This window comes from Leucobacter chromiireducens (genome assembly GCF_003917135.1).
In the GTDB taxonomy this organism is placed as follows: Bacteria; Actinomycetota; Actinomycetes; order Actinomycetales; family Microbacteriaceae; genus Leucobacter; species Leucobacter chromiireducens_A.
The window spans coordinates 1-14,392 of sequence record NZ_RPDI01000045.1 but is presented as its reverse complement, the minus strand read 5'-3'; the positions used below and the strand labels follow the sequence as shown (position 1 = coordinate 14,392).

The 14,392-nt window shown below is 65.7% G+C and carries 13 protein-coding genes; 9 read left to right on the top strand and 4 right to left on the bottom strand.

All coding sequences use genetic code 11. From position 1 onward, the window contains the following. The 4 genes from EGM46_RS13730 to EGM46_RS13715 all read right to left on the bottom strand — a co-directional run. A partial coding sequence (locus EGM46_RS13730) for an ABC transporter permease (RefSeq protein WP_164512916.1) occupies positions 1–1,015 on the bottom strand: 1,015 nt, incomplete at its 3' end. After that, positions 1,008–2,030, bottom strand: coding sequence for an ABC transporter permease (locus tag EGM46_RS13725; protein ID WP_125100696.1), 1,023 nt, complete (start codon positions 2,028–2,030; stop codon positions 1,008–1,010). The genes EGM46_RS13725 and EGM46_RS13730, both read right to left, overlap by 8 nt. Continuing rightward, positions 2,027–3,577: a sugar ABC transporter ATP-binding protein gene (locus EGM46_RS13720; RefSeq protein WP_164512915.1), complete on the bottom strand. Its 1,551-nt coding sequence runs from the start codon at positions 3,575–3,577 to the stop codon at positions 2,027–2,029. Before EGM46_RS13720 ends, EGM46_RS13725 begins: the two co-directional genes overlap by 4 nt. A 25-nt stretch (positions 3,578–3,602) precedes the next feature. Continuing rightward, a complete protein-coding gene (locus EGM46_RS13715; protein WP_125100694.1) occupies positions 3,603–4,673 on the bottom strand; it encodes a substrate-binding domain-containing protein in 1,071 nt (356 codons plus the stop codon). A 205-nt stretch (positions 4,674–4,878) separates the two neighbouring features. Between EGM46_RS13715 and EGM46_RS13710 the strand changes: the two genes are divergently transcribed. The 9 genes from EGM46_RS13710 to EGM46_RS13670 all read left to right on the top strand — a co-directional run bounded on the left by EGM46_RS13710 (position 4,879) and on the right by EGM46_RS13670 (position 14,308). Further along, on the top strand, positions 4,879–5,994 hold the full coding sequence (locus EGM46_RS13710; RefSeq protein ID WP_125100693.1) for a Gfo/Idh/MocA family protein: 1,116 nt from the start codon (positions 4,879–4,881) through the stop codon (positions 5,992–5,994). A 26-nt stretch (positions 5,995–6,020) separates the two neighbouring features. Then, positions 6,021–6,935 carry a sugar phosphate isomerase/epimerase family protein gene (locus EGM46_RS13705; RefSeq protein ID WP_125100692.1) on the top strand — a complete coding sequence of 305 codons (915 nt, stop codon included), beginning with the start codon at positions 6,021–6,023 and terminating at the stop codon, positions 6,933–6,935. A gap of 2 nt (positions 6,936–6,937) precedes the next feature. Next, positions 6,938–7,699, top strand: a complete 762-nt coding sequence (locus tag EGM46_RS13700) for an SDR family NAD(P)-dependent oxidoreductase (RefSeq protein WP_125100691.1) — start codon at positions 6,938–6,940, stop codon at positions 7,697–7,699. Further along, positions 7,696–8,835 (top strand): aldose 1-epimerase family protein, encoded by a 1,140-nt coding sequence (locus EGM46_RS13695; protein WP_125100690.1) that lies wholly within the window; start codon positions 7,696–7,698, stop codon positions 8,833–8,835. Before EGM46_RS13700 ends, EGM46_RS13695 begins: the two co-directional genes overlap by 4 nt. Further along, positions 8,832–10,046, top strand: coding sequence for a CaiB/BaiF CoA transferase family protein (locus EGM46_RS13690; RefSeq protein WP_125100689.1), 1,215 nt, complete (start codon positions 8,832–8,834; stop codon positions 10,044–10,046). The genes EGM46_RS13695 and EGM46_RS13690 overlap by 4 nt, the downstream gene beginning before the upstream one ends. A gap of 4 nt (positions 10,047–10,050) precedes the next feature. Beyond that, the gene (locus EGM46_RS13685; protein ID WP_125100688.1) at positions 10,051–11,190 is read left to right on the top strand and encodes a carbohydrate ABC transporter substrate-binding protein; all 1,140 of its coding nucleotides are present in this window, start codon (positions 10,051–10,053) and stop codon (positions 11,188–11,190) included. Next, complete coding sequence (locus EGM46_RS13680) at positions 11,187–11,978, top strand: enoyl-CoA hydratase/isomerase family protein (RefSeq protein ID WP_125100687.1); 792 nt, start codon at positions 11,187–11,189, stop codon at positions 11,976–11,978. The genes EGM46_RS13685 and EGM46_RS13680 overlap by 4 nt, the downstream gene beginning before the upstream one ends. A gap of 59 nt (positions 11,979–12,037) precedes the next feature. After that, positions 12,038–13,225: a fumarylacetoacetate hydrolase family protein gene (locus EGM46_RS13675; RefSeq protein ID WP_125100686.1), complete on the top strand. Its 1,188-nt coding sequence runs from the start codon at positions 12,038–12,040 to the stop codon at positions 13,223–13,225. 66 nt (positions 13,226–13,291) lie between these two features. Further along, entirely contained in the window at positions 13,292–14,308 is a 1,017-nt protein-coding gene (locus EGM46_RS13670; RefSeq protein ID WP_206427588.1) for a LacI family DNA-binding transcriptional regulator, read from the top strand. Positions 14,309–14,392: the final 84 nt, after the last annotated feature.

Sequence of the window (14,392 nt, the reverse complement as noted above, 5' to 3'; positions counted from 1 at the left end):
ATCGGGAGCGGGAACGGCCGTAGAGCGCGACCACCACCAGGATGATTGCGCCGTACACCATGTCCTGCACCGCGACACCGAGGTTGAATACGACGACAAGCGTGGCGACCTGCCCCAGCACGAGTGCACCGGCGAAGGTGCCGAGCACCGAGCCCCGCCCGCCGAAGATCGACGCGCCGCCGACAACGACCGCGGCGACGGAGCTCAGGAGGTACGGTGCACCCATCATCGTCTCGGCCTGGTTGTAGTAGCCGACGATCACGATGCCGGCGAACCCGGCGAGGACGCTGCTCAGCATGTACCCCGTGATCCGGATCCGTGCAACGGGCTGGCCGGCGAGCTTTGCGGTGTCCTCGGACGAGCCGACCAGAAACAGCGAGCGGCCCCATCCAGTCCACCGCAGCAGCGCGTGCAGCGCCAGCATGAGGACGATCGCGAGCGGCACGACCGCGGCGATCGCGGAGCCGAGGAAGGGAACCTTCGTCGCGGTGATCGACTTCAGGAACTCCGGAACGTTGGTGAGCTCGGAGAGGCTGAAATTGAGGAGGAGCACGCCGAAGAGGAGACCGTTCATCGCAATCGTTGTGACGATCGGCGTGAGACCGATCTTTGCGATGATGTAGCCGTTGACGAACCCGATCACGGCCGCGGCCGCAAGCGACGCGATGAGCGCGAGCACCGGTCCGAGGCTCGCGTTCCAGGTGAGGAACGAGAGCGCGGCGAACGCGATGGTGTTGGGGACGGAGAGATCGATGCCACCCTGAATCACCGCGATGGTCTGTCCGAACGACGCGATGGCCAGGATCGACGCGAACGTCACGGTGGTGATGAACCCATCGAGGGTGAAGAGACTCGGGCGAATCGCACCGCTCACCAGGAACAGGGCGAGGAACGCGGCGAACACCCACGCGCTCGTGGGAACGCGGCGCAGTGATTCCCGCAAGGATCGCCGGGAATCGACGGTTCCCGTGACCGACTGGGCCGGGGTTTGGGTCTGGGTCTGGGTCTTAGACATGAGATCCGCCCTTCGAGAGTGACTTTCGAGTGGTGACGATGCGAACGAGTACGGGGATCGCAACGACCGCAAAGATGATGAGCGCGTTGATGATGTACTGCCAGTACGAGTTAATTCCGGCGAAGAAGAGCAAGTTCCCTACGAGTCCGAGCGTGATCGCCGCTGCGATTGCCCCGAGTACCGACCCTCGCCCGCCGGCGAAGCTCGCGCCGGACAGCGCGACGGCCGCGATCGAGGTCAAGAGATAGGGATCGCCGCTCCGCGGATCACCGGTCATGGTGGATCCCGCGAGGATGACCGCGGCGAACGAGGCGAGGACCCCAGAGAGAATGAATGCGCCGAGGATCGCAAGCCGCGCGTTGATGCCAGCGGCCTGCACCGCGTCCCTGTTCGAGCCAACCCCGTAGATCTGGCGGCCGAAGGTGGTGCGCTGCAGCACGACCCACACCCCGACGCCGATGAGCACGAGCCACACGATGGCCATGGGGACGAACGGGAGCGCCTCGCCGCTCGTCACGTTGAACACCGTCTCGCTGAGTGCGCCGCCAGGACGGTCGAGGACTGTGCGCGCGATCGCCCCGATGATGAAGGTGCTGGCGAGCGTCACCGCGATCGCCGGGAGGCCGCCGAACGCAACGAGCAGGCCGTTGAACAGGCCGCAGGCCGCGCCGATGAGTACCGCGATGAGGAGTGCGATCGGGCCGGGAAGCTGCGCCAGGCTAGTCGCGAACACCACGTTGCACAGGCTGATGACGGCGCCGATGGAAATGTCGATGCCCCCGATGAGCACGATGATCAGCTGCGCGAGGGCCGCGATTGCGAGCGGCACGACGAGGTTCGCAGCTGACTGCAGCTGGAACCGGGTGAGCAGACTCGGGTTGACGGCAAGGTACACCCCGATGAAGATAACGAACGCGATCAACGGGGGTGCTGCGCCCTCGTGGAGCGAGCGCTGCACCCAGATGGGGAGTCCTCTGCGCGGTGCGACCGGCGCAAAGATGGTTCCGGTGGTCATGAGTGTTCCGCCATTCCTACCGCTGCGCCAACGACGGCGTCGGCGGTAATCTCGGTTCCTGCGAGTTCTTGGACGACGCCGCCGCGATACAGCACGGCGACCCGGTTGCACATGTGCACGAGCTCTTCGACTTCGCTGGAGAACCACACGATCGCGACGCCAGACTCCGCCAGCGAGATCATCGCGCGGTACAGCTCCTGTTTCGCGCGCACGTCAATGCCGCGAGTTGGGTCGTGCAAGATGAGCGCGCGCCGGTCCCGGTCCATCCAGCGACCGAACACGAGCTTCTGCTGATTCCCGCCGGACAGTGCGCCAGCAGGCTCGAGCGGTCCGCGCGTGCGAACGCTGAGCGCCGAGAGGACACTGTCGACCCAGCCGCGCTCGTTGCGCAGTTGCACCGAGCCGCCAGGACCCCAGAGTGAGAGCCAGGGCGCAAAGAGGTTCTCTCCGACCCCGAGCTCAAGCGCGAGCCCCTCCGTTTTGCGATCCTCTGGCACATAGCCGATGCCCGCCTTCACCGCCCGGCGCGGGGTCAGCGCTCGCACCGGCGAACCGGCGACTTCCCACTTCTCCGCGCTCGCAGGAACCGCGCCGAACAGCGCGCGGAGGAGCTCGGTCTGACCCTGTCCTTGGAGGCCACCGATGCCGAGAATCTCGCCGGCTTTCACGCGGAGAGACACATCAGTGAGGCGGGCCGAATTGAGGCCCTCCACCTCAAGCGCCACGGGGGCATCCGGTGCGACCCTGGGCGCGGGCGGGAACTGCTTCTGCGTTTCCCTCCCAGCCATCATCGAGATGAGCTCGTCCTCGTTCCACTCGCCGCGGGCGAAGGTGCCGACGGGAGCGCCGTCGCGCAGCACGGTGCCGCGGTCAGCGATCACCTGCAGCTCTTGAAGTCGATGCGTGACGTAGATGACCGCGCTGCCCGCGCTGGTCATTTCCCGGATGCGGTCGAACAGCCACTCCACGCCAGGGGGAGTGAGCGCGCTCGACGCCTCGTCGAGGATGAGGAGTTTCGGCCGTGCGGCGATCGCGCGGGCAATCTCTACGAGCTGACGATCCGCGAGGAGCAGGGTGCCGAGCCGCGCGTGCGGGTCGATGTGCGGGAGCTGCAGGTGCTCGAGGATCTCAGTGGCGCGCTTCAACGCCCGTGCGGGCGAGTACGCGCCGGAGGTCTTCGCCTCGGGGAGCGCCAGATTCTCGGCCACGGTCCACTCGGGGACGAGGGCGATCTCCTGGTATGCGCACGCAATTCCGAGATTGCGTGCGCGGGCAATGCTTCCGCCGTGGAGCTCCCGCCCATCGATGGTGATGCTTCCGCTCGTGGGGACCACGGCGCCGGAGAGCATCTTCGAGACGGTGCTCTTGCCGGCCCCGTTCTCTCCGACGAGCGCGTGTACCTCGCCGGGGAGGCACGTGAAGCTCACTCCGGTCACCGCCTGGACGGGGCCGTACGACTTGTGGAGGTCCTGCGCCACGACGAGTGGGGCAGGACGGACGGTCGACGCCGACGGGGTGGCGTCGACCGTACCGGTCTGCTGCGACATGGTGATGCTTCCGCTCTTCGTCCCGCTACTGCTTCGCGAACTCGAGGTACTCATCGAGGGTGATGTTGAGCCCTGGGAAGTCGTATCCGAGCTGGAAGTTGTCGGGCATGTCAGGCTGGCAGAACTCCGCCGCGTTCTCGGTGGTGATCTCCGCGGGCGGGAAGAACTGCTCCTGCTCGATGCTCTCCCCCTGGAGGAGCTGCACCGCCTGTTCCAGGCCCTTCGCGTAGATCGCTGGGTGTCCGAAGACCATGTTTCCGGTGAGCCCAGCGTCCGCGTTGTCGACCAGGGTGCACGCCTCTGCGTTGTAGCCAGATCCGCCAACGACCGGCACGAAATCGATGTTCGCGTCAGCGAACGCCGCGGGGACGCCCTGGCCGCCGGTGAGGAACGAGTACACTCCGTCAACGTCGGGGTGTGACTGCAGGATCTGTGCCATGGTCTGCTGCGCGTCGGCTTCGTTCCAGCCGTTTGCCCCCTCCGCGACGATCGTGACGCCGCCGGCCTCGAGCACCTCCTTGACCGCTGGCATCGACGTGTCGTTCAGCGGGACGCCAGCCACACCTTCGAGCACGACGACGTTCTTCGAATCCCCGAGCTGTGACACGAGCCACTCCGCCCCGGTCTTTCCGGCGCTGGCCCAATCCGTTGAGACGGTGTAGACGTACTCGTTGTCGTACGGGCCGCCGTTCGCAAAGACGGGGATCCCGGCGGCCTTCGCCTGGGTGATTGCCGCGTCGGCGCCGGTCGCGGATGCCGGGTCAAACAGAATCGCGTCGACCCCCTCCGCGATGAGGTTCTGGATCGCGGCGTTCTGCTGTGCGGCGTCGTTGTCGTTGGTGCGGACGATCTTCAGTTCGACGGTATCGGCGTAGTCTCGCGCCGCGAGTGCCTGCATCGCCGCGAGGCCGGTTTCGCGCCACGCCTGTCCGCCGAGCGGCTGCTGGAAGCCGATCACAAACTTCTCTGTGTCAGAACCCGCTGCCGCCTCGCCTCCGCCAGCGGCGGGCGCAGAGCTGCAGGCGGCAAGGCCGATGGTGAGTGCCGTGACGGCGGCGATTCCGATGCCGCGCGCGACGGTGTGTGAGTGCTGCATGCTTTCTCCTTTGAAATCAAACTGCGAAGTGTTGCGCCCGCGAGAACGAGTTCCCAGCCTGTTTCAGCGAGGTTTCGAGCTTGTGTTGACGAACGCTGCTGGCGACACTAACATCAAAATGGTAGCGCTGCCAAGAGCGCTAACATAACGAGTCTGAAATGATGGTCGCGGCGCCAAACGGCGCAACTTCAAGGAGGAAGTGCACATGACATCAGCGGAAACGCTCCGCCTCGAGCCGGATGCGCCAATTCGTACGAGGTCTCACCGGATCGGTGTCATCGGTGCGGGGGCGATCATGGCGGATCAGCATCTTGAGGCATACCGCCAGGCCGGGTTTCCCGTGGTAGCCATCGCCTCACGCACACGCTCACGTGCGGCGGCGGTGGCGGAGCGCTACGGGATCGAGACCGTGCACGAGACCCCGCGCGATCTCATTCTTGATCCGCGGGTCGAGATCGTTGACATCGCATTCCCGCCGGACCAGCAGCCGGAACTGATCAGGCTCGCGCTCGCGCAGCCGCACGTCCGTGCAGTGCTGGCGCAGAAGCCGCTCGCGCTGTCCTTGGTGGAGGCGATTGCGCTGCGTGACGAGGCGGCCGCGGCAGGAAAGCTGCTCTCCGTCAATCAGAACATGCGCTACGACCAGTCGATTCGGTCGCTCAAGCAGCTCCTGGATCGCGGGGCGCTCGGGCAGCCGGTCTTCGCGGCGATCGACATGCACGCGGTGCCGCATTGGCAGACCTTTCTCGCCGAGTATGACCGACTCACGCTCGCGAACATGAGCGTGCATCACCTTGACGCGCTGCGCTACCTGTTCGGCGACCCCGTTGAGATCTACACCGCTGGGCGTCCGGACCCGCGCACCGAGTTCGCGCACACCGACGGAATCGTCGCCTCAACGCTGTCGTTCGAGAATGGCGTGCTCGCGGTTTCGCGTGAGGACGTGTGGGGCGGCCCGCGCGAGGAGGGGTTCAACTCCGACTTCTTCATCTCGTGGCGAGTCGAGGGCACCGAGGGTGTCGCGACCGGCACCATCGGCTGGCCGAACGGCAAGCCGTCGACAATCAGCTACGCATCCACCAGCGAAACGAACGGGGAGTGGGTGGCCCCCGAATGGGAGACCCACTGGTTCCCACACGCCTTCGCCGGCGTCATGGAGCAACTGCAGCACTCAGTCGAGACCGGGACGGAGCCAGCGCTGACCGTCGCGGACAACGTTCGAACGATGGCACTCATCGAGGCTGGGTACCGATCCCTCGCGGAGCATCGCGCGGTTCGGCTCGACGAGTTTGACCTCGCACCAACCACCAACACCAAGTAATAGGAACGCAAAGGAGCAATTCCACCATGATTCAGATCGGCATTTTCTCGGGCTACTTTCCCTACGACCTCGAGACCACCGCACAGAAGATTCAGGACCTGGGGCTGAACGCAGTCCAGCTTGATCTGCACTTCAAGGACATCGATCTCTCCTCCGGGCAGATCACCAAGGAGAAGGCGAAGCGGGTCCAGGATACGTTCCGTGACCATGACGCGCCGATCTGCGCGATCTCCGGGTACACGAACATCGTCCACCCTGACCTCGACAAGCGCCGCTCAAACGTTGAGCGTTTGAAGGAGATCATCCGGAGCGCACGAGATTTCGGCACGCCCTACGTGATCAGTGAGTCCGGCACGTTCAACCCGGAGAGCGAGTGGGATCACGATCCGCACAACCGCAGCGAGGACGCGTACGAGCAGGTGCGCTCGGTGCTCACCGAGCTCGCGCAGGAAGCATGGGATCACGGTGCGACGTTCCTGCTCGAGACCTACGTCAACAACGTGATCGGCTCGGTGCGTGAGACCTCCCGGGTGTTCAACGACATCAACCACCCCGGCCTTGAGTTGCTGATGGACCCGACGAACTACTTCGACGCGACGAACATCGATGATCAGGCGGGTGTGCTCAACGAGGTGTTTGACACGCTTGGCGACCGCGTGCGCATCGCGCACGCGAAGGATGTCAAGCGCGCGGGCGAGGACAAGAGCGAGAAGCACGCGGACATCGGTGACGATGAGGCGCTCGCGTCGCACACGTTCCGAGGCGTCGGCGAGATTGAGCTGCCGGCCGCGGGCCTCGGTTCGCTCGACTACGACCTCTACGTGCGCCGCCTCGCCGAGCGCAACCCGAACGTGCCGCTCATCATCGAGCACCTCGACGAGTCCGATGTGCCCAGGGCGAAGGAGTTCATTCGCGAGGTGCTGAAGCGGCAGGGCGTCTAACGATGGCAACGGCTGCAGATCGCGCTCCCCGCTCGGCGATTGTGACCGGCGCGGGGGGCGCCCTCGGGCGAGCGATCGCCCTGCGGCTCGGACAGGACGGGTTCGCTGTTGGCATCGTCGGCCGCGGCCGCGCCTCGCTCGATGAAACGGCGGCGCTGCTCGACGAACACGGGATTCCGAATCTCGTGGTTGAGCTCGACCTTCGCGATACCTCCGCGATTGACGCGGCGGTGTCGACCGTCGAGCGAGCGCTCGGTCCAGTCGAAGCGTTGGTGAACAACGCGGCGATCTATCCCGCCACCCCGTTCCTTGAGATTCCGCTCTCGGAGTACGAGGACGTGGTGCGCGTGAACCAGACCGCCTACTTCGCCGGGGCGCAGGCCGCGGCGCAGCGAATGGTGCCCCGCGGTCGGGGCGCCATCGTCAGCATCGGCTCGATCACGTTCCACGGGGGCTGGGAACACCTGGTGAGCTATGTCTCCACCAAGGGTGCGGCGGTCGGGCTCACCCGCTCGCTCGCACGTGAACTCGGCCCAACCGGCGTGCGGGTCAACGCGGTCTCTCCCGGCGCATTCCCCACGAAAGCCGAGGAGATCAACGGCGACCCGGAAAGCTACAACCGGGCGGTGATCGAGAAGCAGTCGATCAAACGCAGAGGACGCAACGAGGAACTCGCTGCGGTCGTCTCCTTCCTCGTGGGGGAGGACTCGTCGTTTGTGACCGGGCAGACAATCAACGTCGATGGTGGATGGGTGATGGAATGAACACGCGCAACTGGTTCAGCGACGCGGTGCGGTTGTCGACGGCTGAGCTGCGTCGCCGCAGCGGGGATCTCGCGGCTTTCGCCGAGATCCGAGAGGTCCAGCGCTCAAACGGCCAGGAGCGCGGTGTTCGCTCGCTGCAGATCCGCAACGCCGAGGGACTCGAGGTCGAAGTGTTGATCGACCGGGCCTTTGACATCGGCGATGTGCGCTTGCGCGGCGTTCCGGTCTCGTGGCGCTCCGGCAACGGGTACCGGCACCCGGCGCTTCACGAGGTGGAGGCTGAAGACGGGCTTGCCTGGCTCCGCACACTGGACGGTTTCCTCGTGAGCGGAGGGCTTGATCACGCCCTCTTCGGAGGCGAGTACGACGCCTCGCACTACCACTACCCGCCGAAGCAGACCGTGCGGCACGGCCTCCATGGCCGACTGAGCTCACTTCCGGCTCGATTGCTCTCCGTCGACGAGAACTGGCAGGAAAACGGGGGCGTACTGCGCGTGCAGGGCGAGGTCGTACAAGCGACCTCGTTCGGAGAGCACCTCCGGCTGAGACGCACAATCGAGGTGGACGTATTCGGGACCGGGTTCCGCATCGACGACGTCGTTGAAAACCTGGGCTTCGAGCGCACGCCGCACATGTTTCTCTACCACATCAACATCGGGTGGCCGATCGTCGACGAGGAGAGCGAGTTCCACGGGGCGGTCACGCGGCACCTGTGGCAGTCGGACTCGGTGGCCGCCCAAGGGGCGCCGTTCGACCGTTTGGTCGCGCCGACGAGGCACTTCGTTGAGCAGGTGTGGGAGCACGAGCTCGCCGTTGGAGACGACGGGCAGCACCGAGTCGCGCTGCTCCGCGGTGACGGGCAGTTCGGGGTCGAACTCGCGTGGGACGCGAACGCGATGCCGAACTTCTTCGAGTGGCAGAACCTCCGCGAAGGACAGTACGGCGTTGGGCTGGAACCCTCAACGCACCACGTTGCTGGTGAAGCGGCCGCCCGAGCAGACGGGTCGATGACCTGGCTTGAACACGGCGAGACGCGGCGCTATCGCACTGCGATCACGCTGCTCGACGGCGTTGATGCCACCGCTGACGCACGAACTCGTGTGCAGTCAATCTCTAGAAATGAGGAATCCGCATGACCACCCCAGACGGTGTGCTGAGCGGCTATCGCGTGCTCGATTGTTCAATTGCGATGGCGGGCCCCTTCGCGGCGCAGCGCCTCGGCGACCTCGGCGCCGACGTGGTGAAGGTCGAGCCGACGACGGGTGAGTGGCAGCGGCACACCCCCGCGGGAGGGGTGACGGGCAACAAGATCAACGTGTCGTTCCTGTCGCTCAATCGGAACAAACGCTCCCTGGCACTGAATCTGAAGGACGAGGACGGGCAGCAGCTCCTCTACCAACTCGTCAAGGAATCTGATGTGTTCCTCCAGAACTACCGGCCAGGAGTCGCGAAGCGGCTCGGCGTCGACTACGAGTCACTTCGCGCGATCAACCCAGCGCTCGTGTACGTGTCGATTTCGGGGTATGGCGAGGATGGCCCCTACCGGGACCGACCGGGCCAGGACTTGCTGCTGCAGGCAATGTCTGGTGCCATGCTCTCCACCGGCGCGGTCGGGCAGCCCCCGCAGGCAGCCGGGCAGTATCTCGCTGACGCGGTCACCGCTTCCACCGCGTTCGAAGGGGTACTTGCTGCCCTCCTGCACCGGGAACGAACGGGAGAAGGGCAGCTCGTCACGGTCAACATGCTCGACGCGATCACGACGCTGCAGATGCAAGAACTCTCGGTGTTTACGGTGGGCGGCGTGCCGCAGACTCGGAGCGCGCAGCCGCACGCGCACGTGTACATTCGCTCCCCGTACGGTTCGTTCCGCACCCAGGATGGCTACATTGTGCTCGCCTTCCCCTCGTTGGACGTGCTCGCTGAGCTGTTCGGCGATGACTCCCTCCGCGGACTCGACGACGAACACGCGGCCTGGAACATGCGCGACGAACTGTTCGCGCGCACCGCGCGCGCCCTCGAGGAGCGCACCAGCGCTGAATGGCTGGAAATGTTTGCCGAGCGAGGGGTGTGGGCCGGGCCCGTGTACACCTATGCGGACCTCGTCAACGACCCGCAGATTGCGCACAACGAGACATTCGTCGAGTACGAGCACCCCACCGAGGGGCTCGTGAAGACCCCCGGGTTCCCGTATCGCTTCTCGCGGACCCCGCCCGCCGTGTACCGTGGTGCGCCGCAGACGGGGGAGCACAGCCGTGAGATCCTGACGGGAATCGGTGTCCCGCTGCCCGATGTCGAGCGGCTCATCGCCGCCGGGACCGTGGCTCAGCTCGACAGCACGGACGAGTAGCGCCATGGCACAGTACCGAGGGCTGACCTGGGACCACCCGCGAGGCCGAGTGTGGCTCGAGGCCGCGGCCGTGCTCTGGCGGGAGCGCGGTGTCGACGTTGTCTGGGAGTCGCAGCCGCTTGAGGGGTTTGAAGCGCACCCGATCGCCGACCTCTGCGCTCGCTACGACCTCGTGGTGCTCGATCACCCACACCTCGGTGACGCGCTCGCCGCAGGGGCGCTGCAGTCGCTCGATACCGTGTTCGGGTCGGAGAGCCCAGCGTTCCGCACGCGCTCGGTGGGACCCTCACTCGAGTCCTATCAGCTCGAGGGGCGCACCTGGGCGTTGCCGATCGATGCTGCGACTCAGGTCAGCGCGCGTGATCCGCGATTCATCGGCGCGGCCCCGCGCAGCTGGGAGGACGTCGAGCGACTCGCGGGCGAGGTCCCTGTGGCGCTCAGCCTCGCTGGGCCGCACGCACTCCTCAGCCTGTTCTCGATCGCCGCGGCCCTCGGGCGCCCGCCCGTCGACACTCCGGGCGAGGCTTGGCTTGACCCGAGCACCGCGCGCACCGCGTTCGATGTGCTCATGAGCGTCAACGAGCGGGCGCCGCGCGGCTATGCGGGGCTCAACCCGATCGCGCTGCTTGAGCGGGTTGGCTCGGACGACCCGTTGGCCTACGTTCCGCTGGTCTACGGCTACGTCAACTATGCGCTTCCCGAGCGCGCCGCCCCCATTGCGTTCGGAGACGCGCCCCGGATGACCGCGGATGGGCCCCCCGGGTCGATTATCGGTGGTACGGGAGTTGCGGTGAGTCGAGGGGCCGTCGTGACTGACTCGCTCCGCGAGTACCTCCGGTGGCTTGTCGCCGAGAGCACCCAGCGCCGAGTGGTGCCAGAGTTCGCGGGGCAGCCAGCGGCGAGGGTCGCCTGGGAAGACCCCGAGACTGATCTCGCGGCCGGATCGTTCTACTCCGCGACGCTGGCGACGATCGAGGCTGCACGGCTTCGACCGCGGTACGCCGGGTTTCCCGATGCGCAACAGACCGGATCGGCGATGGTGCGCGACGTCCTCGACGGACATCTTGAGCCTGCCGATGCTATTGCACAGTTGGAAATACTGGCGCGAGACTCCCGTGCCATCTCACCCGAAGGAACACTATGAATGACATCACCGCCCTCGCGACGGACAACATCGGCGTCGCGCTCGGTGACTCGGTGCTCACGATCACGCTGCAGCGGCCCGACAAACTGAACGCCGTGACCCCAGACATGTCCGCCACGCTCGAACGTATTGCTGCTGCAGCGAACCACGATCGCGAGGTCAGGGTCGTGATCCTGACGGGTGCGGGGGAACGAGCGTTCTGCGCCGGGAGCGACATTGGCACGCTGGATGGGTATTCGACGCCCTGGGAGTTCCGGAACCGAATGGACTACTGTGACGCGCTGCACCGCCTGCGAAAGCCGATCATCGCGGCGATCAACGGCTACGCGCTCGGAGGAGGGTTGGAGACCTCGCTGATCTGCGACATTCGCCTCGCCTCAGAGACCGCGAAGTTCGCTGCGCCCGAGGTGAAGCTTGGCTGGATTGGCGGGGGTGGTATGAGCGCGTTCCTCTGCGCCGCAGCCGGCCCAAGCAACGCCGCGGTGATGACCATGACCGGGGACATGATCGACGCCGAGACCGCCCTGCGCTGGGGGATCGTGAGCGAAGTGCTGGCACCGGACGCGCTCCTTCCGCGCGCTCGGGAGCTGGCGGCGGTGATCGCGTCGCGGCCGCCGATCGCCGTCGAAACCGCAAAGGCGAACATTCGCGCCGCGTACAACATGCCTCAGGATCAGGCACTGGCGTATGAGCGTGATCTGCAGACGATCACGTTCGCTACCGAGGACGCTGCCGAGGGGCGCAGCGCATTTGGGGAACGTCGCGCCGGCACCTTCGTTGGCCGCTGACCCCAGGACCAAGCCGCGATTTCCCGAGGGGGAGCGCGATCGAAAGAGAGAGCACAACGATGAATGCAGCAACATGGCCAATCGGCCTTGAAGAGACTCTGCCGCAGGACCATGAAGCGGCGACGCTCATCGGACGCGCGTGGGATCCGACGGTAGCGGGCCCGAGCCCCGTGCTGGTTACCGCGAGTGAGGTGCGTGATCTTTCCGGCGCCTTCCCCACGGTCAGCGATCTCATGCTGGAGTCCGACCCGGCGGCGACGGCGCGTGCCGCAGCGGCGGACGCGCCGGTGCTGGGCTCCGCGGAGTCGATCCTTGCTGCCACGATGCGGGGCGAACGCGATGCGGTGCGCTTCCTCTCCCCGGTCGACCTGCAGTGTGTGAAGGCCGCCGGTGTGACATTCGCGGTGTCCATGATCGAACGGGTGATCGAGGAACGTGCCCGTGGCAACGCGGCAGTCGCGGACCAAGTCCGCGCGCAGGTACTTGAGGTGATTGGTGGCGACCTGCGCTCGATCGAGCCGGGGTCGCAGGACGCAGCCCGGCTGAAGGAATACCTGATCGAGCAAGGTCTGTGGAGCCAGTACCTCGAAGTGGGGATCGGGCCAGACGCCGAAATCTTCACGAAGTGCCCGGTGCTCGCATCGGTCGGCACAGGCGACAGTATCGGTGTGCTTTCGAGCTCGGCGTGGAACAATCCCGAGCCGGAGATCGCGCTGATCGTCGACCCGGCGGGGCGGATTCTTGGCGCGACCCTCGGCAACGATCTCAACCTGCGCGATGTTGAGGGGCGGAGCGCGCTCCTGCTCCCGAAGGCGAAGGACAACAATGCGTCGGGCGCGCTCGGCCCGTTCATTCGACTCTTCGACGCCGGCTTCGGTCTGGACGATGTGCGCAGCGCGAGTGTGCGGCTCCGTGTCGACGGCGACGACGGATTCACGCTCTCGGCTGAGTCTGACATGAGTCTGATCAGCCGAGATCCGGCGGACCTGGTGGCGCAGCTGCTGGGGCCGCAACACCAGTACCCGGATGGTGCGGCGCTCTATCTGGGGACGCTGTTCGCGCCGACCGAGGACCGCGGCGAGCCCGGTGCCGGATTCACTCATCGTGTCGGTGACACTGTGCGAATCTCGTCGCCTACACTGGGGACACTGGTGAACAGGGTGTCGCACAGTGAGGACTGCCCGCCCTGGGAATTCGGAGTAGGTGCGCTGATGCGGAACCTCGCGAGGAGGGAATTGCTGAGGTGAGTGATGCAGCCTGAGGATGGGAAGCGGACGAGTCGACGTTCGACCCGCAGCGTGACACTTGCCGAGGTGGCTGATCACGCGGGTGTTTCACCGCAAACCGTGTCTCGCGCAATCCGCCAGCCCGGCGTAGTCTCGGCGGACACGCTCGAGCGCGTGCAGTCATCGATCCGAGCGACCGGGTATGTCCCGAATCTCGCCGCGAGCCACCTCGCCTCCAACCGCAGCAACACGATCGCGGTGCTCATCCCCGCGATTTCGGTGTCGGTGTTCGCTGAGACGGTGCAGGGACTTGAATCCGTGCTCGCACCACACGGCTACCATCTCTTCATCGGGACCACTGATTACAGCCTGCAGCAGGAAGAGGAGATGCTCCGCGCCTTCCTCGGCCGTCGGCCCGACGGGATCGTGCTGATGGGCACGGAGCACACTCCGGGTGCCCAGGCGCTCCTCAGCGCTGCTCAAGTGCCGGTCGTCGAATCATGGGAACTGACGCAGCACCCTGTGGACTCAGTCGTCGGATTCTCGAACTACGCCGCCATGAGCGCGCTGATTGAGCACGTTCACGAGCTCGGCTACCGCTTCCCTGTGCTCGCCGGTCAGTTCACCGGCGGTGACGTTCGCGCGCTCCGGCGCCGCGCCGCGTTTGAGGATGGAATGCGTCGCTTGTACCCGCAGGTTCCTGTGCGGATTCTTGACTCGGGTTCTGCCGGTGTCAGCATGGACGCCGGCAGAACGCTGTTCCAGCAGGCGCGAGCGGAGATCCCGAACGCAGACGTGATCATGTTTGCCAGTGATGTGTTCGCCTCTGGTGCGGTGCTTGAAGCGGTGCGTGCTGGCGTTTCGATCCCGGGGACGCTGGGAATCACTGGTTTCGGTGGCTTTGATATCGGCCAGCATCTCATGCCGAAGCTCACGACCATGCTGGTGCCGAGCCGCCGAATTGGAGAGGAAGCCGGTCGCGTACTTCTTGAACGTATGGGCTCCCGACAGTCGCCGACGGCGCCGATCATCGTCGACGTGGGGCATACGCTGGTGGCCGGGGAAAGCACGACGGCGCAGCAGACACTGCCGACGTCCTCCTGAATACACGCGCGGGCGCAGCGGCGTGTGCCCCTGCGCCCGCGCGTGTGGACCCGTGTCAGGTGTGACTTAGCGCCAGCGTGTGCC

Excerpts from the sequence above, each read along its gene's own strand:
- EGM46_RS13725 (WP_125100696.1), bottom strand. The coding sequence starts at position 2,030 with ATGACCACCGGAACCATCTTTGCGCCGGTCGCACCGCGCAGAGGACTC.
- EGM46_RS13720 (WP_164512915.1), bottom strand. The coding sequence starts at position 3,577 with ATGTCGCAGCAGACCGGTACGGTCGACGCCACCCCGTCGGCGTCGACC.
- EGM46_RS13715 (WP_125100694.1), bottom strand. The coding sequence starts at position 4,673 with ATGCAGCACTCACACACCGTCGCGCGCGGCATCGGAATCGCCGCCGTC.
- EGM46_RS13710 (WP_125100693.1), top strand. The coding sequence starts at position 4,879 with ATGACATCAGCGGAAACGCTCCGCCTCGAGCCGGATGCGCCAATTCGT.
- EGM46_RS13705 (WP_125100692.1), top strand. The coding sequence starts at position 6,021 with ATGATTCAGATCGGCATTTTCTCGGGCTACTTTCCCTACGACCTCGAG.
- EGM46_RS13700 (WP_125100691.1), top strand. The coding sequence starts at position 6,938 with ATGGCAACGGCTGCAGATCGCGCTCCCCGCTCGGCGATTGTGACCGGC.
- EGM46_RS13695 (WP_125100690.1), top strand. The coding sequence starts at position 7,696 with ATGAACACGCGCAACTGGTTCAGCGACGCGGTGCGGTTGTCGACGGCT.
- EGM46_RS13690 (WP_125100689.1), top strand. The coding sequence starts at position 8,832 with ATGACCACCCCAGACGGTGTGCTGAGCGGCTATCGCGTGCTCGATTGT.
- EGM46_RS13685 (WP_125100688.1), top strand. The coding sequence starts at position 10,051 with ATGGCACAGTACCGAGGGCTGACCTGGGACCACCCGCGAGGCCGAGTG.
- EGM46_RS13680 (WP_125100687.1), top strand. The coding sequence starts at position 11,187 with ATGAATGACATCACCGCCCTCGCGACGGACAACATCGGCGTCGCGCTC.
- EGM46_RS13675 (WP_125100686.1), top strand. The coding sequence starts at position 12,038 with ATGAATGCAGCAACATGGCCAATCGGCCTTGAAGAGACTCTGCCGCAG.